This window comes from Streptomyces sp. NPDC090499, from assembly GCF_044769305.1.
Taxonomy (GTDB): domain Bacteria; phylum Actinomycetota; class Actinomycetes; order Streptomycetales; family Streptomycetaceae; genus Streptomyces.
This window is the reverse complement of sequence record NZ_JBIVXP010000005.1, coordinates 306,903-332,709: the sequence shown is the minus strand read 5'-3', so window position 1 is coordinate 332,709 and position 25,807 is coordinate 306,903. Positions and strand designations below refer to the sequence as shown.

General features: G+C 72.6%; 18 protein-coding genes. 8 read left to right on the top strand and 10 right to left on the bottom strand.

What is annotated here, in order from left to right; genetic code table 11:
* The 6 genes from ACIQVL_RS20765 to ACIQVL_RS20740 form a co-directional block, all read left to right on the top strand.
* Positions 1-3,283, top strand: a 3,283-nt coding sequence (locus ACIQVL_RS20765; protein WP_403476031.1) for a HAMP domain-containing protein, incomplete at its 5' end; no start/stop codon positions are given.
* A 77-nt stretch (positions 3,284-3,360) separates the two neighbouring features.
* A complete protein-coding gene (locus ACIQVL_RS20760) occupies positions 3,361-5,841 on the top strand; it encodes a SpoIIE family protein phosphatase (protein WP_403476030.1) in 2,481 nt (826 codons plus the stop codon).
* A gap of 43 nt (positions 5,842-5,884) precedes the next feature.
* Positions 5,885-6,241 carry a PRC-barrel domain-containing protein gene (locus ACIQVL_RS20755; protein ID WP_403444669.1) on the top strand — a complete coding sequence of 119 codons (357 nt, stop codon included), beginning with the start codon at positions 5,885-5,887 and terminating at the stop codon, positions 6,239-6,241.
* A 25-nt stretch (positions 6,242-6,266) separates the two neighbouring features.
* The gene (locus tag ACIQVL_RS20750; protein ID WP_403444667.1) at positions 6,267-6,440 is read left to right on the top strand and encodes a hypothetical protein; all 174 of its coding nucleotides are present in this window, start codon (positions 6,267-6,269) and stop codon (positions 6,438-6,440) included.
* 73 nt (positions 6,441-6,513) lie between these two features.
* Positions 6,514-6,969: a MarR family winged helix-turn-helix transcriptional regulator gene (locus tag ACIQVL_RS20745; RefSeq protein WP_403444664.1), complete on the top strand. Its 456-nt coding sequence runs from the start codon at positions 6,514-6,516 to the stop codon at positions 6,967-6,969.
* Between the two features lie 116 nt (positions 6,970-7,085).
* The gene (locus ACIQVL_RS20740) at positions 7,086-8,744 is read left to right on the top strand and encodes an MFS transporter (RefSeq protein WP_403444739.1); all 1,659 of its coding nucleotides are present in this window, start codon (positions 7,086-7,088) and stop codon (positions 8,742-8,744) included.
* A 63-nt stretch (positions 8,745-8,807) separates the two neighbouring features.
* Here ACIQVL_RS20740 and ACIQVL_RS20735 read toward each other — a convergent pair whose 3' ends face one another.
* The 3 genes from ACIQVL_RS20735 to ACIQVL_RS20725 form a co-directional block, all read right to left on the bottom strand.
* Positions 8,808-10,994, bottom strand: a complete 2,187-nt coding sequence (locus tag ACIQVL_RS20735) for an RICIN domain-containing protein (protein ID WP_403476029.1) — start codon at positions 10,992-10,994, stop codon at positions 8,808-8,810.
* 32 nt (positions 10,995-11,026) lie between these two features.
* On the bottom strand, positions 11,027-12,391 hold the full coding sequence (locus ACIQVL_RS20730) for a ricin-type beta-trefoil lectin domain protein (protein WP_403444658.1): 1,365 nt from the start codon (positions 12,389-12,391) through the stop codon (positions 11,027-11,029).
* Positions 12,392-12,585: 194 nt separating this feature from the next.
* On the bottom strand, positions 12,586-14,451 hold the full coding sequence (locus ACIQVL_RS20725) for an ABC transporter ATP-binding protein (RefSeq protein ID WP_403476215.1): 1,866 nt from the start codon (positions 14,449-14,451) through the stop codon (positions 12,586-12,588).
* A gap of 225 nt (positions 14,452-14,676) precedes the next feature.
* On the opposite strand from ACIQVL_RS20725, the gene ACIQVL_RS20720 reads away from it, so the two are divergent.
* On the top strand, positions 14,677-15,660 hold the full coding sequence (locus ACIQVL_RS20720) for a YbhN family protein (RefSeq protein ID WP_403444655.1): 984 nt from the start codon (positions 14,677-14,679) through the stop codon (positions 15,658-15,660).
* A 22-nt stretch (positions 15,661-15,682) separates the two neighbouring features.
* Positions 15,683-16,447 (top strand): crotonase/enoyl-CoA hydratase family protein, encoded by a 765-nt coding sequence (locus tag ACIQVL_RS20715; protein ID WP_403476028.1) that lies wholly within the window; start codon positions 15,683-15,685, stop codon positions 16,445-16,447.
* Here the strand turns inward: ACIQVL_RS20715 and ACIQVL_RS20710 are convergent.
* The 7 genes from ACIQVL_RS20710 to ACIQVL_RS20680 all read right to left on the bottom strand — a co-directional run bounded on the left by ACIQVL_RS20710 (position 16,434) and on the right by ACIQVL_RS20680 (position 25,672).
* A complete protein-coding gene (locus tag ACIQVL_RS20710) occupies positions 16,434-17,399 on the bottom strand; it encodes an FAD-dependent oxidoreductase (protein WP_403444650.1) in 966 nt (321 codons plus the stop codon). The genes ACIQVL_RS20715 and ACIQVL_RS20710 overlap by 14 nt on opposite strands.
* Positions 17,396-18,778, bottom strand: a complete 1,383-nt coding sequence (locus ACIQVL_RS20705; RefSeq protein ID WP_403476027.1) for an FAD-dependent oxidoreductase — start codon at positions 18,776-18,778, stop codon at positions 17,396-17,398. Before ACIQVL_RS20705 ends, ACIQVL_RS20710 begins: the two co-directional genes overlap by 4 nt.
* Entirely contained in the window at positions 18,775-20,226 is a 1,452-nt protein-coding gene (locus ACIQVL_RS20700; RefSeq protein WP_403444645.1) for an FGGY family carbohydrate kinase, read from the bottom strand. Before ACIQVL_RS20700 ends, ACIQVL_RS20705 begins: the two co-directional genes overlap by 4 nt.
* Before the next feature lie 87 nt (positions 20,227-20,313).
* Positions 20,314-21,588, bottom strand: coding sequence for a cation:proton antiporter (locus tag ACIQVL_RS20695; protein ID WP_403444642.1), 1,275 nt, complete (start codon positions 21,586-21,588; stop codon positions 20,314-20,316).
* Between the two features lie 12 nt (positions 21,589-21,600).
* Positions 21,601-22,983 (bottom strand): cytochrome P450, encoded by a 1,383-nt coding sequence (locus ACIQVL_RS20690; protein ID WP_403476026.1) that lies wholly within the window; start codon positions 22,981-22,983, stop codon positions 21,601-21,603.
* Positions 22,980-24,083 (bottom strand): alpha-hydroxy acid oxidase, encoded by a 1,104-nt coding sequence (locus tag ACIQVL_RS20685; RefSeq protein ID WP_403444733.1) that lies wholly within the window; start codon positions 24,081-24,083, stop codon positions 22,980-22,982. Before ACIQVL_RS20685 ends, ACIQVL_RS20690 begins: the two co-directional genes overlap by 4 nt.
* Positions 24,083-25,672, bottom strand: a complete 1,590-nt coding sequence (locus tag ACIQVL_RS20680) for an NAD(P)-binding domain-containing protein (RefSeq protein ID WP_403444636.1) — start codon at positions 25,670-25,672, stop codon at positions 24,083-24,085. Before ACIQVL_RS20680 ends, ACIQVL_RS20685 begins: the two co-directional genes overlap by 1 nt.
* Positions 25,673-25,807: the final 135 nt, after the last annotated feature.

The window sequence follows — 25,807 nt, the reverse complement described above, 5'->3', positions numbered from 1 at the left end:
CCAGCTCTCCGCCTTCGCCGACGAGGTCACCCGCGTCGCCCGCGAGGTCGGTACCGAGGGCAACCTGGGCGGGCAGGCGATCGCCCGGGGCGTGTCGGGGACCTGGAAGGACCTCACGGACAACGTCAACGTGATGGCGTCCAACCTGACCGGCCAGGTCCGCTCCATCGCCCAGGTCGCCACGGCGGTGGCGCGCGGCGACCTCTCGCAGAAGATCACCGTGGAGGCCAAGGGCGAGGTCGCCGCGCTGGCGGACGTCATCAACACCATGGTCGACACGCTGTCGGCGTTCGCCGACGAGGTCACCCGGGTGGCGCGCGAGGTCGGCACCGAGGGCCGGCTCGGCGGCCAGGCGCACGTGCCGAACGTGGCCGGCACCTGGAAGGACCTGACGGACAACGTCAACTCGATGGCCAACAACCTCACCGGGCAGGTGCGCAACATCGCCCTGGTGACGACCGCGGTGGCGGGCGGCGACCTGTCGAAGAAGATCGACGTGGACGCCCGCGGCGAGATCCTGGAGCTGAAGACCACCATCAACACGATGGTCGACCAGCTGTCCTCGTTCGCCGCCGAGGTCACCCGCGTCGCCCGCGAGGTCGGCAGCGAGGGCCGGCTCGGCGGCCAGGCCGAGGTGGAGGGCGTCGAGGGCACCTGGAAGCGGCTGACGGAGAACGTCAACGAGCTGGCCGGGAACCTCACCCGGCAGGTCCGCGCGATCGCGGAGGTGGCCAGCGCCGTCGCCGAGGGGGACCTGACCCGCTCGATCACCGTGGAAGCCTCCGGCGAGGTCGCCGAGCTCAAGGACAACATCAACGCCATGGTGGGGTCCCTGCGCGAGACCACCCGGGCCAACCAGGAGCAGGACTGGCTCAAGACCAACCTCGCCCGCATCTCCGGCCTCATGCAGGGCCACCGCGAGCTGCCCGTCGTGGCCGAGCTGGTCATGGACGAGCTGACCCCGCTGGTGTCGGCCCAGTACGGCGCGTTCTACCTGGCGGAGGACACCGCGCGCGGGCCCGAGCTGCGCCTTGTGGGCTCGTACGGGGCCCCGGACGACGCGGAGCGGCCCACCAGGATCCCGGTCGGCCGCTCCCTGGTCGGGCAGGCGGCGCGCAACCGGCGCCCCGTCACCGTCGAGGAGCTTCCGGAGGGGTACGTCACCATCTCCTCCGGCCTCGGACAGGCGCTGCCCCGTGCCCTGGTGGTGCTGCCCATCGTGGTCGAGGAGCAGGTCCTGGGCGTCATCGAACTGGCCTCGCTGACCCGTTTCACGCAGATCCACCAGGACTTCCTGGCGCAGCTGATGCCGGCCATCGGCGTCAACCTCAACACCATCGTGGCCAACGCCCGCACCGACGAGCTGCTGGAGGAGTCCCAGCGCCTGACCGCCGAACTGCAGTCGCGGTCGGAGGAGTTGCAGGTGCAGCAGGAGGAACTGCAGCGCTCCAACGCGGAGCTGGAGGAGAAGGCGTCCCTGCTGGTCGAGCAGAACCGGGACATCGAGGCGAAGAACCTGCAGATCGAGCAGGCCCGGCAGGAGCTGGAGACCCGGGCGCAGCAACTGGCGCTGGCCTCGAAGTACAAGTCGGAGTTCCTGGCCAACATGAGCCACGAGCTGCGCACCCCGCTCAACAGCCTGCTGATCCTCGCCCAGTTGCTGGCGCAGAACCCGTCGCGGAACCTCACGCCCAAGCAGGTGGAGTACGCGGGCATCATCCACTCGGCGGGCTCGGACCTGCTGCAGCTGATCAACGACATCCTCGACCTGTCGAAGGTGGAGGCCGGCAAGATGGACGTCGCTCCCGAGCGGGTCCCGCTGCGCCAGCTGCTGGAGTACGTCGAGGCGACGTTCCGGCCGATGACCTCCCAGAAGAGCCTGGACTTCGCGGTGGCCACCGCCCCGGGAACCCCTGCCGACCTGCTCACCGACGACTCCCGGCTGCGCCAGATCCTGCGCAACCTGCTGTCGAACGCGGTGAAGTTCACCGAGGAGGGCGGGGTGCGGCTGCGGATCGAACCGGCCGCCGACGCGGAGGTGCCGCCGGGGGTGCACCGCGGCGGTCCGGTGGTGGCCTTCCGGGTCGTCGACACCGGTATCGGCATCCCGCAGCAGCAGCTGGAGACGATCTTCGGCGCGTTCCAGCAGGCCGACGGCACCACCAGCCGCAAGTACGGCGGCACCGGGCTCGGCCTGTCCATCACCCGGGAGATCGCGCACCTGCTCGGCGGTGCCGTCACGGTCGACAGCACGCCCGGCCAGGGCAGCACGTTCACGCTCTATCTGCCCGTCGCCCGCGCCGACTTCGAGGAACTCCTGGAGACCGGGGGCAGGCCGGTGGAGCAGCACCGCGACGGGACCGGCACGGAGGAGCGGCCGGCGCCGCGTGCGGCGGCAGCTCCGGCGGCGGCCGCCGAGCCGCGCAGGCGCCGGCTGCTGGTGATCGAGGAGCGGCCGCGCGGGCTGCTCACGCTGGTCGCCGAGCGGGCCGTGGCGGACATCGCGCAGCGACCCGACGATCCGCACGGGGACATCGACATCATCACCGCGGTCGGGGCGCAGGAGGCCGCGAGCACCCTGGCGGCGCAGGCCTGCCACTGTGTCGTGCTGGAGCTCGGCATGCCCGGCCAGGAGGGTGCAGGCTTCCTGGAGGCCATGCGCGGTGACTCGGCGCTGGCCAGCGTGCCGGTCCTGGTGCACACCGGACACCGGGTGGACCTGGCCCAGGAGCAGGGGCTGCGGGCCCTCGCCGGTGGCCGGCCGCTGGACTTCCTGGCCAGCCTGGACGAGCTGCGCGAGCGCATCACGCTGCACCTGTCGGCGGAACAGCCCGGCGACGTGCTGTCACTCGTGCGCGCCGAGGACTCGCACCCCCCGGCCGCGCAGGTCATCGACGACGCCTTCCGGGGCCGGACGGTCCTGGTGGTCGACGACGACGCCCGCAACCTGTTCGCCCTGAGCGGGGTGCTGGAGCTGCACGGCTTCCAGGTCCTGCACGCCGACAACGGCCGCAAGGGCATCGAGATGCTGCTCGCGCACCCCGACGTCTGCCTGGTCCTGATGGACGTGATGATGCCGGAGATGGACGGCTACGCCGCCACCGCGGAGATCCGCGCCATGCCCCGGTACGCGGAGCTGCCCATCATCGCCGTGACCGCGAAGGCCATGCCGGGCGACCAGGAGAAGAGCCTCGCCTCGGGGGCCAACGACTACGTCACGAAACCCGTCGACACCGGGGACCTCATCGGCCGTGTCCGGCGCTGGCTGTCCGGGCCCGGGTGACCACGCGGCACGGCCGCACCGTCCACCAGCCGACCGCGTGACGCCGCAGGGCGTCCCAGCCGAGGAACAGACTGACCGTGAGCGACCTCCGTCAACCGCCCGATCCGCAGGGCCCGCAGCTCCCGGCGGGCGGCCGGCCCGCACCGGGCGAGACCGGCACGGCCGCCGCCGACGCCGGCAGCTCCGGCGGGCCCGGCAGGCCGTCGCCCGTCGGCAGGCTCACCGCGACCGTGGAGCGGCTGCGCCGCGAGGTGCGGGCGGCGCAGGCGGAGGCCGACGGGCGCGCCCTGATCGAACTGGCGAAGGGCATCCTGGTCGAACGGCTGCGCTGCGGCCCGGCACAGGCCGCACGGCAGCTGGCCGAGCTGGCCGGCCAGGCGGGGGTGACCCCCCTCGAGTTCGCGGTCGACGTCATCAACCAGGCGGCCCGCGACCGGCTCTCGGAGGTGACCGCGGCCTTCCTCGCGGCCACCGCGGCCACCGCCGCCGAGGCCCGGCCCGCGGAGCCGGCGTACGGCCACTCCTCGGCCGTACGGCTGCGGGCCGCCGAGAGCGGCGCGCTGGCCGCCCACGACACGCAGGCCGTCGCCGACTCCCTGCTGGAGCACGCCCTGACACCGCTCGGTGCCGAGGCGGTGGCCATCTGGGCCCTGGGCACCGACGGCTCGCTCGCCCTCGCGGGCACCGCGGGGTTCCCCGCCGCCGAGGCCGGGCGGTGGCGGCACGTGCCGCCCGGGGTGACGACCGTGGCCCGCCGGGGGCTGGCGGAGCGCGCGGGCCACTGGATCCGCAGCCTGGCCGAGACGGGGATGCCGTCCATCGGCCAGCACCAGCATCCGGAGGGCGGCCGGGCCGCCGTACCGGCCGGGACCGGCGGACGCATCCACGGTGTCCTGGAGATCGCCTGGCCCGGCCCGCTGGACCCTCCTCCGCCGCCGCCCGTCGTCCGCCAGATCGAGGCACTTGCCGAGCTGTGCGCGCACACCCTGGAGACCTACACCCGGCATCACCCGGACGGCGCCGACGGCCCGCGCGCGCTGCCCGACGTGACGGAACTGATGGACCTGGCCGACGGGCTCCACGACCCCGCCCTGGTGCTCGTCCCGGTGCTGGACGTCGACGGGGAGCTCGCCGACTTCCGCATCCACCACGTGAACAGCCGTTTCCTGGACCCGGCCGGCCGGCCCCGGGGGGTCGTCAGCGGGGCCCTGCTGCTGGAGACGTACCCGGTGGCCGCCGGTCACAGCGAGCTCTTCGAACGGATCGAGCGCGTCCACGCCACCGGTGAGCCCTACCGTGCGCACCGCATGCGGCTGACCGCGCTGGTCGACGAGGTACCGCTGGCCGCGGTCGCCGACATCAACATCAGCCGGCACGGGAGCTGCGTGCTGCTGGTCTGGCGCATCGAGGACGAGACGGCCCGGCTGGCCAGCCTGCTCCAGCACGCACAGCGCCTGGGCCGCATCGGCGGCTTCGAGGAGAACCTGCTCACCGCCGAGATCACCTGGAACGGCCAGCTGTACGAGCTCTACGGCAGACCCGCCTCGGATGTCCCGGTGGCGCTGGAGGACCTGCCCGCGCATGCGCATCCGGACGACGCCGTGGCCATCGGACGGTTCCTGCGCACCCTGCTGCACCACCGGCGGGCGGCGTCCACGGCGTTCCGTCTGCAGCGGCCGGACGGGGTCACCCGGCACATCCGGGTGGTGGCCGAGCCGGTCCTCGACTCCGACGGCCAGCTGTACGTCGTACGCGGCGCCTACCAGGACATCTCCGCCCAGCACTGGACCGAGGTCGCCCTCGCCGCCACCCGTGACCAGCTCGCCCAGAGCGAGCAGCAGGCCAGCGAGCGCAACCGTCTCACCCTCCAGCTGCAGCACGCCATCATGCCGCCCGCGCAGACCCCGCTGGCGGTTCCCGGGCTGGACCTCGCCGTGCGCTACCGGCCGGCGGAGACCCAGCACCTGGTCGGCGGCGACTGGTACGACGTGGTCGTGCTGCCGTCCCGGATGGTGCTGCTGTGCGTGGGGGACGTCGCCGGACACGGCATCGACGCGGCCACCAGCATGGTCGTCCTGCGCAACGCGCTGCGCGGGCTCGCCGTGACCGGGGCCGGGCCGGGGCAGTTGCTGTCCTGGCTCAACATGGTGACCCACCATCTCACCGGCTCGGTCACCGCGACCGCGGTGTGCGGTCTCTACGACCCCGACCACCGCACCCTGCGCTGGGCCAGGGCCGGGCATCTGCCGCCGGTCCTGGTGCGCGGCGGCGAGGCGGAGCCGCTGCCCCTGGTCCAGGGCATGCTGCTGGGTGCCTTGCCGGAGGCCGGGTACGAGGAACACGAGGTGCAGCTCGCGGTCGACGACACCCTGCTGATGTACACGGACGGCCTGATCGAACGCCGTGACCGGTCCGTGGAGGAGTCCCTCGCGCAGCTGCTGAAGGCCGCGCGCACGGTGCCCCCGGCCCTGGACCAGCAGGTGGACCGGCTGCTGACCCACAGCCGGTCCGACACGGACGACGACACGTGCGTGGTGGGCATCCGCGTGGCTCCATGACTGCCGGGGACCGCACCGGGTACCCGCTCGGTGGAGGTGCCCGATGTTCGAAGCAACCGACATCCGAGAGTGGCGCGGTCATGACGTCGTCGACGTCACCGGGCACAGGATCGGCGTCCTGGAGTCGGTCTACGTGGACACGACGACCGACGAGCCCCGCTTCGTGACCGTGACGGTAGGGCTGCCCACCCGCCGCCGCCTGGTGTTCGTCCCGGTCGCCGAGGCGACCGTCGGTCCGGCCTACCTGAAGGTCGCGTACCGCAAGGACGTGGTCAAGAAGGCTCCGTCGATCGACACCGACGGTGAGTTGCCGGCCGCCCGGGAACCCGCGGTCTTCGCCCACTACGAACTCGGCTACGTCCCGGGCGCGGGCGGCGAGCGCCGCCTGGCCCGCCGCTGACCCGTCCAGTCGTCCGGGAGAGCCGATGAGCCTGTTCCTGTTCCTTGTCCTCGTGGCCCTCGTCCTGGGCATCGTCGGATTCGCCGCCCACGGACTGTTCTACCTGCTGATCATCGGCGCCGTGGTACTCCTCGCCGACCTCGTCTACGCCGCAGTCCGGCTGCGGCACGGCGGTCGGCGCCATCACCTCGCCCGCTGACCGTCATATTTACTAACGAACGGTTGAGCAGTTCAGACTGCTAAACCTAGTGTTAGTACATGTGAAGGCAGACATGGCCGCCGATGGCGGCGGCATACACGATCTGAGCGACGCCACCCGGCTCGCGTCCGAGCTCCGGCTCGCGGTGGGCCGGGTGACGCGGCGGCTCCGGCAGGCGCACGCCGTGGGGGACGTCTCCCTGTCGGGTGTCTCCGTACTGGCGCGGCTCGCGGCCGAAGGCCCGGACTCCCCGACCTCCCTCGCCGAGACGGAGCGGGTGCGGCCGCAGGCCATGGCGAGCACCCTCGCCCAGCTCGAACAGCGCGGCCTGGTCCGGCGTACCCCGGACGCCGCGGACGGGCGGCGGAGCATCGTGGCCGCCACCGACGAGGGGCGGGCGGTGCTCGCCGAGCGGCGCTCCGAGTCGGTCCAGCGGCTCGCGGCCGTCCTCGACACGTTCTCCGCGCAGGAGCGCGCGACGCTCGGGGCGGCCCTGCCGCTCCTCGGCCGGCTGGCGGAGCGGCTGTGAGCGGGCAGCGGTGGTCCGCCGCCCTGCGCTCGGCCCGCCACAAGGAAACCCCGGCCGGGCCCGGTTACAAGTGGGTCGCGCTGTCGAACACCACGCTCGGCGTGCTGATCGCCACGATGGACGCGTCGATCGTGATCATCTCGCTGCCGGCGATCTTCCGCGGCATCGGGCTCGACCCGCTCGCGCCGGGCAACATCGGCTACCTGCTCTGGATGATCCTCGGCTACCTGCTGGTGTCCGCCGTACTGGTGGTCGTGCTCGGGCGGCTCGGCGACATGTTCGGCCGGGTGAAGATCTACAACCTGGGCTTCCTGATCTTCGCGTGTGCCTCGGTGGCGCTGTCGCTCGATCCGTTCCGCGCGGGAGCGGGCGCCCTGTGGCTGATCCTGTGGCGGATCGTGCAGGCCTTCGGCGGGTCCATGCTCACCGCCAACTCGGCGGCCATCCTCACCGACGCCTTCCCGGCCCGGCAGCGCGGCATGGCCCTCGGCATCAACCAGATCACCGCGCTGGCCGGGCAGTTCCTCGGCCTGCTGGCGGGCGGGCTGCTCGCCGTCGTCGACTGGCGTGCCGTGTTCTGGGTGAGCGTCCCGGTCAGCATCACCGGCACGATCTGGTCGTACCTGAGCCTGCGCGAGACCTCGGCGGGCCGCCCCGGCCGGGTCGACTGGCTCGGCAACATCACCTTCGCGGCCGGTGCCGGCATCCTGCTGGCCGGGATCACCTACGGGATCCAGCCCTACGGCGACAGCGCCACCGGCTGGGGGAACCCGTGGGTGCTGACCGGCCTGATCGGCGGGGTCGCCCTGCTGCTGGCCTTCTGCGTCATCGAGACGCGGGTCGCCGAGCCCATGTTCAATCTGGCGCTCTTCCGGAACCGGGCGTTCACGGCGGGCAACGTGGCCGCCCTGCTGACCTCGATCGCACGCGGCGGCCTGCAGTTCATGCTGATCATCTGGCTGCAGGGCATCTGGCTGCCGCTGCACGGCTACGACTTCGAGGACACCCCGCTGTGGGCCGGCATCTTCATGCTCCCGCTGACGCTGGGCTTCCTGATCGCGGGGCCGGTGTCCGGCTACCTGTCGGACCGGTTCGGCGCCCGGTTCTTCTCCACCGCGGGCCTGGTCGTCGTCACCGCGTCCTTCCTGGGGCTGCTCGCCCTGCCCGTCGACTTCGACTACGGGCTGTTCGCGGCGCTGCTGCTGTTCAACGGCCTCGGCCAGGGCATGTTCTCGGCGCCCAACACCTCCTCGATCATGGGCAGTGTGCCGGCCGAGTACCGGGGCGTGGCCTCGGGCATGCGCTCCACCTTCCAGAACTCCGGTACGGCGCTGTCCATCGGCGTGTTCTTCTCGCTGATGGTGTCCGGGCTCGCCTCCTCGCTTCCGTCCACGCTGAAGAGCGGCCTGATGGCGCACGGCGTACCGGCCGCCTCCGCCGCGCACGCCGCGTCACTGCCGCCGGTGAGCACGCTGTTCGCGACGTTCCTCGGCAACAACCCCATCCAGCACCTGCTCGCCTCGGAGGGCGTCCTGGATCATGTCACCAGCGCCCAGCGGGCCGTCCTGACCGGGCACAGCTTCTTCCCGCGGCTGGTGTCCGGTCCCTTCCACCAGGGCCTCGGCATCGTCTTCGGGGTGGCCGCCGGCATGGCCCTGGTCTCCGCCGTGGCCTCCGCACTGCGCGGCAGCCACCGGCCCGGACCGGACCTCCAGGAGCCGAAGGACCGGCCCGCGGCGCGTACGGCGCAGTCCCGGGACAACGCGCCGTCGTGACAGCAGGCGGGTGCCCCGGCGGCGATCCGCCGGGGCACCCGCTGTCCGCTCACCGGGTCACGGTCACGGATACGAGGTGAGGTTCGCGACGTTGGTCGACGAGTTCGACGGTCCTCCGCTGTTGTTGATGACGTGGGTGATGGTGCCGGTGCCGCCGAGCGAGACCGTGACCATGCTGGTGAACTTGACGTTCGCGTTGGTCGGCGCCTCGATCGCGTGGTCGGCGACGACGCTGGAGTTGGTACTGAAGTAGCAGTAGCTGCCGAGGCCGTACGCCTGGTGGCTGGTGACCGAGTCGGCGACCTTGTAGGCCGCGTAGCCCTTGGTCGAGCCGTTCATCCACGACGACTGGTTCGGCGGGTCGTACGGCATCTCGTTCTGGTAGAAGTACGTCTTGCCGCCGTTGCCGTTCCAGATGGTCTGGTACTTCTGGAAGTGCTCGACGAACAGGCCGTACATGGTCACGTTGTTGCCGTTGACGATCAGTCCGGTGTCGGCGGTGTTCGTGGTCCAGCCCACTCCGCTGCCGTGGTCGGCGCGCCAGATCCACATGTGGTCGCCGATGACGTTGCTGCTGTTGACGACGAGGCTCGTGGTGGCCTTGCCGACGCCCGCGCCGCCGACGCGGAAGTACACGTCGTGCAGCGAGGTCGGGTCGCTCGCGTGCGAGGCCGAGGAGCCGCTGGGGCCGACCTCCACCAGGGTGGAGGAGTTGGTGGTGCCGGCGTCGAAGAGCAGGCCCGCGATGTTGACGCCGTCGACGTCGGCGACCTTCATGGCGGTGATGCCGTTGTCCGGGACGAAGGTGGCGAGGCCGAGGCCCAGGACGACGGTGTCGGCGCGGTTGATCTGCAGCGTCTGGTCGAGGTGGTAGACACCCGGAGTGACCAGCAGGTTCTTGCCCGCCGTCAGGGCCGCGTTGATCTGGGACGCGGTGGCGCCCGGCTTCACGACGTAGAAGCTGTCGAGCGAGAGGGACGTACCGGCCGCGGATCCCGAACTCCAGCTGGTGCCAGAGGTGTTGGAGCGGGTGGACGGGACGAACACCTGGTAGTTGCCGGAGCCGTCGACGTACAGGAACGGCTTCTCACGCGAGGTCGGGCTCTGCGCGACCGTGGTGTCCGGCGGGCTGGGGAAGGTGGTGGACGGCACGCCGGTGCTGCCGACGAAGACCATGTTCCAGTTGGAGCCGGTCCAGCTGCCGAGCTGCGAGTTGCGGGTCAGCCACTGCTGCTGGGTACCGGAGTTGACCTGGCCGTTGATCTGGCTGTCGGCGATCAGGCCGCCGCTGGACCAGCCGCCGTCGTCCAGGGCGAGGTTGCCGCGCAGGTGCACCCGGCGGTAGGCCGAGGCCTGCGAGACCGCCCAGCGGTCGCTGCCGCTCGTCGGGTTGACCGAGAGGTTCTCGGCGCCGCGCCAGAAGTTCTGGGTGGCGTTGCCCTGGAACCAGTCGGCCTCCGCGTGCACGGCGCCGTTGATGGAGACCGCGTCGGGCGACAGGCCGAGGCCGAGGACCTGGGTGTAGAAGCCGACGTTGACGTCCGCGCTGTAGGCGCCGGGCTTGAACATCACGGCGTAGCGCTGGGAGCCGAACTGGTTGGTCTGCTGCTGCGCGAAGATCGAGTCCAGCTTGCTCTGGATGCTCGACGCGGACATCGACGGGTCGAAGACGACCACGTTGGAGCCGAGGTCCGGGTTGCTCGACTGGGTGACCGGGACGACCTGGAACCGCTGGGCCTGCGTGCCGTTGCAGGTGTACTGCACGAACTGCACGCTGTCCGCGGTCGAGGCGGAGGGGTCGTCGAGGCACTTGCCGCTGTTGCGGTTGACGAAGTGGTAGGCGCCGCCGCCGCCGTCCACGGGCAGCCACTGCTGGTTGTTGCCGCCGCCGTAGGTCCACATCTGCACGGCCGCGTTGTCGGCCGTCGAGACGCCGGTGACGTCCAGGACCTCGTTGGCGTTGTTGCCGTTGTTGATGCGGACGTAGCCGTCGCTGGTGGCGGTGAAACTCCACTGCTGGGCGGTGGTGTTGTTGCAGGTGTACTGCTGGACGACGGTGCCGTCGGCGGTGGCGGCCGCCTTGGCGTCGACGCACTTGCCGCTGGCCGCGTTGAGCAGGGTGGTGTTGCCGGTGGGCAGCGTGGCGGCGGACGCGGGCGAGGCGGCGCCCGCCGCGGTGAGCAGGGAGGCGGCGACAACGGCCACCGCTGCGGCGGCCGTTGCTCTGCGGCCCCGGGGAAGGGAAGGCACTGATTCTCCTTGGAGGCGGCTTGCGGTGGGGGTCAGCCGGTGTATCCGGCGAAGACGCGCGTGTAGTCCCAGTTCGACTGGCTCACGCCGGAGCAGCTGTCGGCGGAGCCGCCGGTGCAGGGCCGGTCGCGGTTGGCGGACCAGAAGGTGAGCCGGGCCAGGTGGTGCTGCTGGGCGTAGGCGAGGATGGTGCGGAAGTCGGCCACCGTCACCGTCTCGTTGTTGTCGGTGATGCCGTTCATCGACGAGATGCCCATGTCCCGGTAGGCGGTGTCGTCGCTGTAGCCGTACGCGTTCTTCAGCGCGTTCTTGAGCCCCTCGGCCGCCTGGGTGGTGAGGTTGCCCATGTTCTGGCCGGCGCCGCCGAAGTCGAACGGCATGATGGCCCAGGCGTCGACGGTGAGCCCGGAGGACGCGGCCCGGTTGATCAGGCTGGTGTCCGGGCCGCTCTGGCCGGTGCCGATGGTGATGTACACCTTCAGGCCGGAGTTGTTGGCCTTCACCGTCTTCAGCGCGTCCACGACCCGCTGCTGCACGGTCCCGTTGCTGTAGGCGTCGGCTTCGAGGTCGATGTCGATGGCCTTGAGACCGCCGTAGGCGTTGATGACCTTCTGGTAGGCCGCCGCCAGCTCGCTCGCGCTGGAGCAGGAGCTCTCCAGCTTGTTGCCGCTGTAGCCGCCGAAGGACGGGATGACGTCACCGCCGTTGGCGCGCACGGTGTTGACGGTGCTCTGGTCGACGCCGCCGGTCAGCGCCCGGCTGCCGTCCCACTGCGGGTTGCAGTAGCCGTTGCTGAGGACGAACGCGAGCGTGTAGTACTTCACGCCGGTCGCGTTGGTGATGGTGGTCGGGCTCGGCGGGTCGCCCCAGCCGTTGTAGAGGTAGGGCGCCACGGCCATCGGCGAGGACGGGGTGGTGCCGCCGCCGTCGGCCGCGGGGGCCGTCCACTTCTGGTTGGCGGTGCCCGCGCAGGTCCAGATCTGTATCCGGGTGCCGTTGGCGGAGCTGTTGCCGGTGACGTCCATGCACTTGTTCGCCTGCGGGTTGACGATGTCGTTCGCCGACGACACGGTCCACTGCTGGTTCGCGCCGCCCGAACACGTCCACAGCTGCAGTTTGGCGCCGTCGGCGGTCGAATTGCCGGTCACGTCGAGGCACTTGCCGAGGGCGCGGAGGGTGCCGTCGCTGCCGCGGGTCCACTGCTGGGCGGAGGTCCCGTTGCAGTCGTAGAGCTGTACGGCGGTGCCGTCGGCGGAGTTGGCGCCGGCGACGTCGAGACACTTGCCGGCGAGGCCGGTGACGGTGCCGGTGGCGGCCTGTGCGGGGGATGCGGCGAGCAGGCCTGCGGAGAGCGACAGGGCGGCGAGGGCGACAGCCGCGGGCAGAGGTCTGGCCATTGCGGGGGGTTGGCCTTTCACGCGGGGGTGGCAGCACGGGGTGGGCCCAACGCGTGTGGGGTCACTGGGCGTTGGGCACATCCGTGAGGCTTTGTTTAAGGCGTGAAACTAAAGGTCCGGACCACGGTCGTCAAGTGGGGGAGCGCTCCCCTCCGCCACTCACAGGAAAATGTGACGGCGATGTGAACGCTCCGTCAGGGCGCGGTCACCTCCGCGAACTGGGTGCGGTGCAGTTCGGCGTACCGGCCGTCTGCCAGCAGGAGTTCCTCGTGGGTGCCGCGCTCCACGATTTCTCCCGCTTCGACCACCAGGATCTGGTCGGCGGCCCGGATCGTCGACAGCCGGTGCGCGATCACGACCGCGGTACGTCCCGCCAGCGCCTCGGCCAGGGCCTCCTGGACGGCCGCCTCCGAGGTGTTGTCGAGGTGGGCGGTGGCCTCGTCGAGGATGACCACCCGCTGGCGGGCCAGCAGCAACCGGGCGATGGTCATCCGCTGCCGCTCGCCGCCGGAGAGCCGGTAGCCGCGCTCGCCGACCACCGTGTCCAGGCCGTCGGGCAGCGACCGGACCACCTCGCCGAGCCGGGCGCGGTCCAGGGCGCCCCACAACTCCTCGTCCGTGGCGGCGGGCTGTGCGAGCAGCAGGTTGGCGCGGACGGTGTCGTGGAAGAGGTGGCCGTCCTGGGTGACCATGCCGAGGGCGGCGCGCAGCGAGCCTGCGGTCAGGTCGCGGACGTCGGTGCCGGCGATGCGGACGGCCCCCTCGCCGACGTCGTACAGGCGCGGCAGCAGCTGGGCGATGGTGGACTTGCCCGCGCCGGAGGTGCCGACGAGGGCCACGGTCTGGCCGGGTTCGGCACGGAAGGAGATGCCGTGCAGGACCTCGCTGCCGCCGCGCGAGTCCAGCACCGCGACCTCCTCCAGGGAGGCGAGGGAGACCTGGTCGGCGGCCGGGTAGGCGAAGCGGACGTCCTCGAACTCGACGGCGACCGGGCCCTCGGGGACCTCGCGGGCGTCCGGTTTCTCCTCGATCAGGGGCTTCAGGTCGAGCACTTCGAAGACCCGCTCGAAGCTGACCAGCGCGCTCATCACCTCGACGCGGGCCCCGGCGAGGGAGGTCAGCGGGGCGTAGAGACGGGTCAGGAGGAGGGCGAGGGCGACCACCGCGCCCGGCTGCAGGGTGCCGCGCAGGGCGAACCAGCCGCCGAGGCCGTAGACCAGGGCGAGGGCGAGGGAGGAGACCAGGGTCAGGGCGGTCATGAACACCGACTGGGCAGTGGCGGTGCGCACGCCGATGTCCCGGACCCGGGCGGCGCGCGCGGCGAACTCCGCCGACTCCTCCTCGGGGCGGCCGAAGAGCTTGATCAGGGTGGCGCCGGGCGCGGAGAACCGCTCGGTCATGCGGGTGCCCATCTCCGCGTTGAGCGCGGCGGCCTCCCGCTGCATCCGGGCCATCCGGCCGCCCATCCGGCGGGCGGGCACCACGAACAGCGGCAGCAGCACCAGCGCGAGCAGGGTGATCTGCCAGGACAGGGTGAGCATCACCGCGAGCGTGAGCAGCAGCGTGACCAGGTTGCTGACCACGCCGGAGAGGGTGTTGGCGAAGGCCCGCTGGGCGCCGATCACGTCGTTGTTGAGACGACTGACCAGCGCTCCCGTACGGGTACGCGTGAAGAACGCGACGGGCATCCGCTGCACATGATCGAACACAGCCGTGCGCAGGTCGAGGATGAGGCCCTCCCCGAGCGTCGCCGAGAGCCTTCGCCCGAGCACCCCGAGCGCCGCCTCGGCGACCGCGACCAGCGCGATCAGCAGCGACAGGCGTACGACCGCGCCGGTGTCGTGGCCCGACACGATCGCGTCGACGACATGGCCGGCGAGCACCGGGGTGGCGACGGCGAGCAGGGCGGTCAGCACCCCGAGGAGGACGAAACGGACTATGCCGCCCCGGTGCGGGCGGGCGAAGGCGGCGATACGGCGCAGCGTGGCCCGGTCGAACGGGCGCCGCTCCTGCTGGGCGGTCATGACGCTGTGCAGCTGCGTCCAGGCGGTGGTCTCCATACTCATGAGAGAGAACGTAGGACCTCAAGCCTCGTTGAGGTCAATGTCCGCTCGCCGTCCCCCCGTACGAAGGATCCGATGAGCCCTGCGCAGGCCCCGTCCGGCTCCGCGAAGCCGCAGGTGAGTCCCCCGGTGGACCTCCCCCCTCACCCGCTTCCCGGCCGTCATCCGGTGTCTCCTCTTCCGCCACCCGCAGTTGGGGCGGCGCGGAAAACCTCTTCCGGTGTGACAGCGGTAAGAATCCCCGGCTTCCGTGAGAGCCGTCTCCCCCGGCTCGCCCGCCGTGTTCCCTGGCGGCACGTCCTCACGCTCATTCCGCTCGTGCTGGTCGCGGTCATCGCGGTACAGCACTGGCCGGTCCTCGTCGAGGGCTTCGGCCACCTCCGCGACGCCTCCTGGCCGTGGCTCCTCGCGGCCGGCGGTGCCACCTGCCTGACCTGGGTGGCCGCCGCCTTCACCCGGCAGGGCGCGGTGATCCAGCCGCTGCCCCGCTGGCGGCTGCTGGCGACCCAGCTCGCGGCGGGCTCGGCCAACCACCTGCTGCCCACGGGTCTCGGCTCGGGCGCGGTCAACCTGCGCTTCATGACCGTGTGCGGGGTGCCGCTCGCCACCTCCTCCGCCGCGCTCGCCCTCTACCTGCTCGCCGAGTCGATCGCCCGCGTGGGCCTGATGGCCGTGTTCTTCGTGGCCTTCCCCGACGCCCTGCGGCTCGACGGCCTGCTCCCCGACGGGGACGTCGGACCGGTCCTGGCCATTGCCGGCGCCCTGGTCGCCGTGGCGCTGGCCGCGCTGCTCCTGGTCCGGCGGGTGCGCGAGCCGGTGTTCCGTTTCGTGCGCAGCGCCCTGGGCGAGGCCCGCTCGGTGCACACGCGGCCGTCCCGGGCGCTGGCGCTGTGGGGCGGCTCGCTGGCCTTCCCGGCGCTCCAGGCGGCCGGTCTGGTGGCGGTGGGGCGGGCGCTCGGCCTCGACGTGCCGCCCGCGCACATGGCGCTGGCGTACCTGGCGGCCACGGTCGCCGTCGCCCTGATCCCCACGCCGGGCGGCCTGGGTTCGGTGGAGGCGGCGCTGATCGTGGCGCTGGTGGCGGCCGGCGGCCCGGTGGCGGTGGCCACGGCCGTCGTCCTCGCGTACCGGATCATCACCGTGTGGGTGCCGTTGCTGCCGGGAGCCCTGACACTGGGAGCGCTGGTGCGACTGAAGGTCATCTGAGAGCTCGCTGCGGAGGAAACGCATGCCGGTCCGTCTGGAACGCAAAGGTCCCGTCACCACGGTCGTCCTCTCCCGGCCCGAGGTGCGCAACGCGGTCGACGGGCCGACGGCGGCCGAACTGACCGATGCCTTCCGGAAGTTCGAGGCGGACGACGAGGCGCGGGTGGCGGTGCTGTGGGGTGAGGGCGGCACGTTCTGCGCGGGGGCCGACCTCAAGGCGATGGGCGCCGGGCACGGCAACCGGGTGGCACCGGACGGCGACGGCCCGATGGGACCGACCCGGCTGCGCCTCTCCAAGCCCGTGATCGCGGCGATCGCCGGGCACGCCGTGGCCGGGGGCCTGGAGCTGGCCCTGTGGTGCGATCTGCGGGTCGCCGAGGAGGACGCGGTGTTCGGCGTCTTCTGCCGCCGCTGGGGCGTGCCCCTGATCGACGGCGGCACGGTACGGCTCCCCCGGCTCATCGGCACCGGCCGGGCCCTGGACCTGATCCTCACCGGCCGCCCGGTCCCGGCCCCGGAGGCCCACGCGATGGGCCTGGCCAACCGGCTCGTCCCCAGCGGCCGCTCCCGCGCGGCGGCCGAGGAACTGGCCGCCTCGATCGCGGCCTTCCCGCAGGCCTGCCTGCGCAGCGACCGGGCGTCGGTGCTCGACCAGGAGGGGCTGGCCGAGGCGGCGGCCATGGACTCGGAGATCCGGCACGGCATGGCCGTACTGGCGGAGGGCCTCGAAGGCGCGGCGCGGTTCGCGGCCGGGGCGGGTCGGCACGGCTCCTTCACGGGCGGCTGACCAGCCACTCCAGCACCGCCCTGGCCGCCTCGACGCCCTCCCGGGTCGCCGCCCGGACGTCCAGCCCCGGCCGTCGCAGGCCGCCGACGGCGAAGACCCCCGGCCGGCCGGTGTACGGGCCGGGCCCGCCGGGCAGGGCGATCCGGCCCCGGCGGGCGAGTTCGTCCTCGGCGGCGAAGTCCCCGGTGAAGACGGCGGTGTCGCAGGCGAGGACGCCGGTCCGTCCGTCGCGGTGCCGGATCCGCACGCCGGACAGCCGCCCGTGCCCGAGGATCTCGGTGACCGCCGTGCCGGTGAGCAGCGGGACGCGGGAGCGGAGCCGGGCGTCCAGGGCACGGACGGATCCGGCGCGCGGCTGCTCGGTGACCATCGCGACGACCTCGGCGCCCGCCGCCCGTACGGTCCCGGCGGCGACGTACGACACGTCCTCGGCCCCGACCACCACCGCCCGCTCGCCGATCGGCTGCCGGTAGCGGTGCACGGCCTGCAGCAGCTCTCCTCCGGTGTGGATCCCGGCGGGCCGGGTGCCCGGGATCAGCCGGGCCGCGCGCGGGCGTTCGTAGGCGCCGGTGGCGAGGAGAACCGCCCGTGCGGTGACCGTCTCCGGGCCGCGCACGCCGATCGTGGCAAGGCCCAGGCGCTCCGCTTGCCGGGTGCCGACTGCGGCGCCGTCGTGGCCGGCCCAGTCCAGCACGGTCACCCCCGTACGGACCACCGCTCCCGCCCGCGCGGCCGCCTCGACGAGCAGGCGGGCGTACGCCGCTCCGCTCAACGGCCGGGTCCGGGTGCCGAATCCGCCGTGGGCGCAGTAGCGGGGCACTCCCCCGCCCTCCGGTTCCCGTTCCAGTACGTCGACCCGGCCGGCTCCGGCGGCGGCCAGCCGGGCGGCGGCCGCGAGACCGGCGGGACCGGCACCGACGACCACGACGTCGACCTGGCGTTCCGTGGTCACGGTCTGCCCGCCCGCTCGAACAGCGCCCGCACCGTGGCCCCGCAGTGGAAGCCCTGGCAGCGGCCCGCCCCGGCCCGGGTGCGGCGGCGCAGACCCGCCAGGCTGCGCGGCGGGATGTCCCCGGCGAGGGCGTCCCGGATCTCACCGAGGGTGACGTGCTCGCAGTGGCAGACGACGACGTGCGAACCCTGCTGGTACGGACGCGGGAAGGCCGCGCCGAGATTCGGCATGTGCACCGGTTCCAGGTCGACGGGGTCCTTCAGGCCGAGGCCCGAGTCCCTGAGCAGTGCGGTGACATGGGCGGCGATGGCGAGCGAGGCGGTGAGGCCCGTGGAGCGGATGCCGCCGACGGTGACGTACGCCTGGTCGGGGTGGGCGGAGATGCGGTAGTCGTCGTGCTCGGTGGCGGCGCGCAGACCGGCGTAGACGGCGGTGACCTCCTCGTCGAGGAGCGCGGGCAGGATGCGGCGGCCCTGCTCGCGCAGCGCGGCGAGGCCCTGCGCGGTCGACTCGGTGGCGGCCTTGTCGTCCAGGTCCTCGGCGGTGGGGCCGAGCAGGACGTTGCCGTGGACCGTGGGGGCCACCAGGACGCCCTTGCCGAGGGCGGTGGGCACCGGCAGCAGGATGTGCCGGACGAGGTCGCGGGCGAGCTTGTCGTAGACGATGAGCTGGCCCCGGCGCGGGGTGACGGTGAAGGTGCGACGGCCGAGCAGGCGGTCGAGGGTGTCGGCGTGCAGGCCGGCCGCGTTGACGAGGTGGCGGGTGTGGAGGGGGCCGCGGGAGGTGGTGAGGGTGTGCACGCCGTCGCGGCGGCTCGCGTCCGAGACATGGGTGTTGAGGTGGAGGTCGACGCCGCCTCGGACCGCCTGGGTGGCGTAGGCCAGGGTGGTGCTCCACGGGCAGACGACGCTCTCGCCGGGCACGTGCAGGGCGCCCAGGGCACCGGGGCCGAGGCGGGGTTCGCGGGCGTACAGCTCGGCCGCGTCCAACTGGGCGGTGTCGTGGCAGTCGTTGCGTGCGGCCTTGCGTGCGAGGTCCGGCAGGACGGCCAGTTGCTCGCGGTCCCAGGCGACGAGCAGCGCGCCGACCGGCTCCACCGGGATGCCGGACTCGGCGGCGTACCCGGCGAGGAGGCGGGCGCCCTCGCGGACCAGGCGGGACTCCAGGGTGCCGGGGTGGGCGTCGAAACCGGTGTGCAGGATGGCGGTGTTGGCCTTCGAGGTGCCCTGGCCGACGTCGTCCTGGGCCTCGGCCAGGGCGACCCTGAGGTGCGGGTGGCGGGCGAGTTCGCGGGCGATCGCGCTGCCGACGACCCCGGCGCCGACGACCGTCACGTCGTACGGGACGGCCGGCAGGGGTCCCGCGGCGGTGACCGTCACCGGGGCGCTCCCGTGCCGGCTCCGGCCACCGGGCCGTCCAGCAGGGCGGCGACGGCGGCGCGGAAGACCCCGAGGCGTTCCGCGGCCTCGGCGGCGGAGATGCGCGGCTCGTAGACGGCGGAGGGTCTGCCGTCGGGCAGGAAGTCGAGCGGGTCGCTGCCGAGGTGGGCCAGCGCGCCCACGCCGAGGGCGGTGGCGTCGGGCAGCGTGGACACCTCGACGGGGCGTTGCAGCAGGTCGGCCTGGGTCTGCATGAGGAGGGCCGAGCGGGTCAGGCCGCCGTCGACGCGCAGCGCGGTCAGCGGGGCGCCGAGGTCGCTCTCGGCGGCTTCGGCGAGCTCCGTGACCTGCGCGGCGAGGCCCTCGCACAGGGCCCGCACCAGCTGCCCCGGGCCGGTGTCCAGGCCGAGTCCGGTGAGGGAGCCGCGCAGTTCGCCGCGCCACCAGGGGGCGGCGAGCCCGGCCAGCGCGGGGACGAAGGTGACCCCGCCGGCGTCGGGCACGGCGCCGCCCACCCGGTCCAGGTCCGCGGGGCCCGAGATCACCCCTAGGTCGGTGAGCCAGCGCACGGCGGAGGCGGCGGTGTACACCTGGCCGTCCAGGCAGTAGGACGCCTCTCCGGCGAGGCGCCAGGCGACGCAGCCGACCAGTCCGGAGCTGCTGTGCCGGGGTGTGTCGCCGGTGTGCGCGAGCAGGAAGGCCCCGGTGCCGTAGGTGCACTTGGCGCCGCCCGGCCCGGTGATCCGCTGGGCGAGGAGGGCGGCCTGCTGGTCGACGGCGAGCCCGGTGAGCGGAAGTCTGTCCCCGAACTCCTTGGTCGTACCCACGAACTGGGCGTTGTCGACGATCTCGGGGAGGCGTTCGGCGGACAGCCCGTACAGGTCGAGCGCCCGGGAGGACCACCGCACCCGGTCCAGGTCGAGGAGGTGGGTGCGGCTCGCGGTGGCGGCGTCGGTGACGTAGGCGCCGGTGAGCCGGTGGACCAGCCAGGCGTCGGTGGTGGTGACGACTCCCTCGGTGGTGAGGTGGCGGCGGATCCACGCCATCTTGGGCGCGGCGAAGTAGGGGTCGAGCGGCAGGCCGGTGAGGGCGCGTAACTCCTCGGCGTGCTCGGCGAGTCCGGCACAGACGGGTTCGGCCCGGCGGTCCTGCCAGACGATGGCGTCGGTGAGCGGGCGCCCGGTACCGGGGTCCCAGGCGAGGACGGTCTCGCCCTGGTTGGCGAGGCCCAACGCGGTCACCGGTTCGCCGGCCTCGGCGAGCGCCCGGCGGCCGGCCACCAGCACCGACTCGTACAGTTCCACCGGGTCGGCCTCCACCCGGCCGCCGGGCAGGTGGCGGGTCCGTACGGCGACGAATCCGGTGCCGATGACGCCCCGTTCGGGACAGATCACCAGGGCCTTGGTGCCGGACGTGCCCTGGTCGACCGCGAGCACCGGACCTGTCATCGGACCTCCCTGACGATCACTGCGCGACAGCCTGCCGCCGGGCGGCAGGCTGCGTCAACCGAGCGTGGTGTCGTGGCGGGTCGTGAGCTAGGTGCGGACCACCTCCTGATCCTGTTCCGTCGCCGGTCCGGTGCGGGCCCCGGCCGTGTCCCTCCGGTCGAGCCAGGAGAGGACGGGGGCGGTCATCACGGTGGTCACCAGGGCGACGAGCACCAGTGCGGAGAACAGGGCGTCGCTGACGATTCCGGCCGCGAGGCCGACGTTCAGGGCGATGAGCTGCATGAGCCCGCGGGCGTTCATGAGCGCGCCGACGCGGACCGCCACCGCAGGCGGTTCGCCCCTGAGCCGGGCCGCCGCCCAGCAGCCGCCGAACTTGCCGGCCACGGCCAGCACCACGGCCGCCGCGCCGAACGCCAGCACGGCGGGGTCGGCGAACACGTCGAAGCGGGTGTTGAGACCGGAGTAGGTGAAGAACATCGGGACGAAGACCACCTGGGTCACCGACTGGGTGGTCCGCACCAGCCGTTCGGCGGCCTCGCCGCGGGGCATGGCCATGCCGACGCAGAAGGCCCCGAAGACCGCGTACAGGTTGATGACGTCGGTGAACCACGCGGCGCCGAACAGCACCGCGACCGTGCCGAGGAGCCGGGTGTCGTCGCGCAGTCCGGGCCGGTTCACGATCAGGGCCAGCAGCGGGCGCCCCAGGAAGTACAGGACCGCCCCGAACAGCAGCGCACCGCCGACGGCGGTCAGTACCTGCCCCGGGGCGCCGGAGGCGGCGCTGAGGACCGCGGCCAGCAGGATCCAGGCGACGGCGTCGTCGGTGGCGCCCGAGGCGAGGGAGAGGGTGCCGAAGCGGGAGCCGGCCAGCCCGCGTTCGGTGATGATGCGGGCCAGCATCGGGAAGGCCGTGATGGCGAGGGCCACGCCGACGAAGCCCGCCGTGACCCAGACCGGGACGCCGTCGACGTAGATGTCCACGTGTCCGTGGGCCACGAGTGCCAGGCCCGCACCGAGGGCCAGGGGAATCGAGATCCCGGCCGCGGAGACGGCTGCCGCCGTGCCGGCGAGCCCGCGGCCCGCGTGCGCCCGGAACTCGTACCCGGCGTGGAACATCAGGGCCACCAGGCCGATCTGCCCGGCGACGTACAGCACCGGCCTGAGCTCGGCGGGAAAGACCGCGTCGGACGCGCCCGGGGCGACCAGCCCGAACAGGGACGGTCCGAGCAGGACACCGGCGATCATCTCGCCGACCACGGGCGGCTGACCGAACCGGCCGGCGACGGCGACGACCAGCCGGCAGGCCAGCAGGATCACGACGACGGCGGCGAAGAAGCGCGGAGCGAGCTCCATGGGTGTCATGACGTCGCCCCCTCACCGGCTGCCGACGACGGACGGGGACGAACCGCCGGGTGCGGTCGCGAAGTAGGTGCGGCACAGCCCCTGGCGGCGGGCGTCCCAGACCATGTAGGTGCCGAGGACCAGCTGGGTGAGGCTGCGCGGGACGTTCGCCCAGTGGTCGGCGAGCCGCATCGCCGCGAGCCGCAGCCGGGGCGATCCGGTGTCCGAGCGCGGGATCAGGAGGCAGGGACCGCGGCTGGGCAGCGAGCGGGTGTGCTCGGCGGACGACTCCAGCCGGAACCGGCGCAGCACCTCCTCGGCCGCGACCCGCATGGTCAGCACGGCGAAACCACGCGCCGGGCAGGGCCGGTTGGCGGCGATCCCGAACGGGATGGAGGCGGTCGGCCGGGTGTCCCTGGACAGCCAGCGGTCGGGGTCGAAACGCTCGGCCCCGGCCGTGCCCGAGCGCTGGTACTCGGGGTAGTTGAAGAGCAGGACCGAGCCCGGGGGGATGGCGGGACGGCCGTCGCGCGGGATCTCGCCCGTGGTGATCCGGTGCGCCACGCCGAACAGCGGGAAGTGCTGGAGGGTCTCGTCGATGACGCGGTCGAGGTAGCCGGGGCCCGCGGACGCCAGGTTCTCCTGTATCTCCCGGTGGGTGGCGAGGGCGAGCAGCAGGTGGGCCGTCGCCTCCGACATCTGCACCACGGCCGTGTTGAAGAAGGTGCCCTGGAGGTAGTACGCCCGCTCCCGCTCGGTGAGCAGCGCGGGCAGCGGCACCGGCGGCGGGTCGTGGGCGAGCCGCTCGCGCAGGTACGCGGTGAGCCGGGCCCGGCGGTCCAGGTGCCGCAGCCGGGTGCACTTCAGGGCGCTGACCACGTCGTCGGCGTTGCCGCTGATCAGGTCCCGGACCTCGCGCGGGCAGGGGCTGCGGAAGACGACCTCGTAGTAGACCGAGGCCCACACCGGCATCATGAGATCGCGCAGCCGGACCTTGGACAGGCGTTCCCCGCCGCCGAGTTCGTCCAGTACCTGCCGGGTGCAGCGGGCGACCAGCCCGGTCCACTCGGCGCGGGACGGGCCGGCGAGGATCTGCCGGGTGGTGCGGGCCACGTCGTCGTAGCGGGGGCCGGGCTCCAGGTGTTCCTGGTGGACCTCGGGGCCGGGCGAGAGCCAGTACCAGAACAGGTCGGACAGGGCGGCGCCCCGGCTGCGGCCGTCGGCCGCCGGGTGGCCGTACACCTGCTTGAACTCCTCGGCGGGCACGTCGCGGCCGGGTGCGGCGATGCCCTCCTCGCCGTTGACCCGGGCGAAGATGCGCACGCGGAGGGCGACCACCGTGCGCGGCAGCCAGTACGGCAGGCTCGCCGCGACGGCGAGCGCGGCCACGACGGCGGCCCAGCCGGCGGCGCTCATGAGACGGCTCCGCCGAAGTGCCGTCCCGACCAGGCCGGGCGGACGAGATCCGGGGTGAGTTCACCGAGGCCTGCCGCTCCGCACAGGGCGAGCGCGTCCTCGATCTCCTCGCGCAGCAGCTCCAGCAGCCGCCGTACGCCCTTCTCGCCGTCGGCGGCCAGTGCCCACATCACGGGGCGGCCGATGCCCACCGCACGGGCGCCGAGCGCCAGCGCCTTGACCGCGTCGGTGCCCCGTCTGATCCCGCCGTCCAGGAGGACGGGTATCCGTCCGGCGACAGCCGCGACGATCTCGGGCAGGACCTCCAGCGTGGCCGGGACGGTGTCGAGCTGGCGGCCGCCGTGGTTGGACACCAGCAGGCCCGCCACGCCGTGGCGGACGGCGAGCCGGGCGTCCTCGGGGTGCAGGACGCCCTTCAGGAGGACCGGCAGGTCGGTGATCTCGCGGAGCCGGCTGATGTGGTCCCAGGAGAACTCCGGGGACATCTCGATCTGCCGGACGTGCCCGCGCTCGCCGTCGCGGAGGTCGACGAGGTTCTCGCACCGCAGGCCGGCGGGCAGGTCGTGGAAGCCGTTGCGCCGGTTGCGTTCGCTCGCACCGAGCACCGGGGAGTCGACGGTGACGACCAGGGCGGTGCAGCCGGCGTCGACGGCCCGGCGGACCAGGGCCCCGGTGATGCCGGGGTCGGGCTGGAGGTAGAGCTGGAACCAGAGCGGTACGGTCTCGCCGGGTGCGGCGGCGGCGCGGGCCGCGGCCGCGACCTCGCCGACGGCGACGGTCGACGCCATGCTGGCGATCATGATCGCCCCGGCCGCGGCCGCGGCTCGGGCGGTGGCCAACTCGCCCTCGGGGTCGACGAGTCGGTGGAAGGCGGTGGGCGACAGCAGCACCGGCGTCCGGGCCCGCCCGCCGAGGAGCGTGACGTCCAGGTCCGGCACCGCGCGGCCGCGCAGCACACGGGGCAGCAGCCGCAGCCGGGCGTAGGCCTCCTCGTTGGCCCGTACGGTGATCTCGTCGCGGGCGCCGCCGGCGACGAAGTCGGCGTGGACGGGGTCGAGCCGGTCGCGGGCCGCGGTCTCGAAGTCCTTCGCGCTGAACATCACGGCTGCCTCCCCGCCGCGCCGGTCCGCGGTGCGGAGACCGGTTCACGGCTGAAGAAACCGGCGAGCGGGGCGTGGTGGACGTCGGGGTCGTCCCAGTGGTTCTCCAGGTTCTCGGCCATGTGGTGGGTGCCGAGCAGGACGCCGCCGCGGAAGTGGCGGACCACGGGGTGGAGGTACGACGCGTCGAAGGCGTCGTCGACCGAGTTCTGCGCGGTGCGGCGGACCGTGATGTCGAAGGGGTCGACCTTGTCGTGGTCGGGGCCGTACTCCAGTGTGACGGTGAAGTAGTCCCGGTTCCGGGTGAGTTCGCTCATCTGCGCGTAGTCGACGGGGACCTCTTCGTGGTAGCGGGCGGTGCCGTCGTCCGCGGTGACGATCAGGTCGCCGATCACGGCGAACTGCTGCCACAGCGCCGAACTCCGGTTGACGCGCGCCACCACGGCGTCCGCGAGGGCGGCCGGGTCGCCGGCCAGCGGGCGGTGCGGCCAGGGCCGGTCGTGGTGGCGTTCGTCGAGGATGCGGCTCAACGCCCGTACGGCGTACCGGAATCCGTGGATGAAGCCGCCGGTGGACTTCTTGAAGTCGCGCTGCTGCATGAGTGTTCCGGCGAAGTAGAGGCCGGGCACGTTGACGGACTCGTAGGCGGGGGTCAGGGCGGCGAAGCGGTCCTTGATGACGAGTTCGGGCCGGCACTGCTCGTCGAACGGCGAGGCGTCGAAGCGGAAGCCCGTGCAGACGATCACCCGGTCGTAGACCAGCTCCTTCACGACCTCGTCGGCGCGGGAGAAGCTGAACCGCACGCGATATCGGCCGCCGTCCCGCTCGATCGCTTCGACGTTGCCGTCCAGCAGGGCGTTCAGCGACTTGAGCTGGTAGGTGTCGAGGAAGTTGTTGTTGACCGCCCGCAGGTGGCCGACGAAGTGCGTGTTCCAGGCCAGTCTGATCGAGTGCGGTCCCGCCACGTGGATCACGGCGGCCGTCTCGACAAGGTTGTCAGCGGTCTCCAGCGCGGAGTTGCCCTTGCCGAGGATCAGGACCCGCTGGTCGGTGAAGTCGTCGGGGTCGACGGAGACGTCCGGGTACTGCTCCGCCGTCTCGATGCCGGGAACGTCGGGGACGTAGGGCCGGGACACCCCGGTGGCCATGACCAGCCGGCGGGCGCGGTGCTCGGCGCCGTGCTGGTCGGTGACGGTGAACCCGGTGTCGTCGCGGGTGATGCGGACCGCCCGGGTGTCGTAGGCGATGTCCAGTTTGAAGGCCTCGGCGAAGTCGGCGAGATAGCGTACGAGGTCGTCGGCAGCCGGGAAGTAGCGCCTGGAGTAGTGCCTGAACGCCAGGCCGGGGTCGTCGGACAGCAGTGAGTTCCAGTCCATCCGGAGGTTGAGCTCGGGGTCCTCGGTGCCGTTGTGGACCTTGTTGATGGAAATCAGTTTCCGGTGCCGGGGGAACGTACGGAAGAACGTGCCGGGTGTGCCGCCGCTCTCCAGGATGCGGTGGCGGTGCCCGGCGGCCTGGAGGAGCCGGCCGAGCTGGAGTCCGGCGGGACCGGCTCCGACGACGAGATAGTCGAGCTGTTCCTGGTGCACTGTGCCTGCCTTCCGATGGGGGGTGGGGGCCGGAGCAGACGTGCGGGTGAGCCAGCGCAGAAGCCAAGTCCCCCCAGGGGCCCCGGCGCTAGCCGCGCCGCCCACATCGACAGCAAGTCGACAGGTTCCGCACAG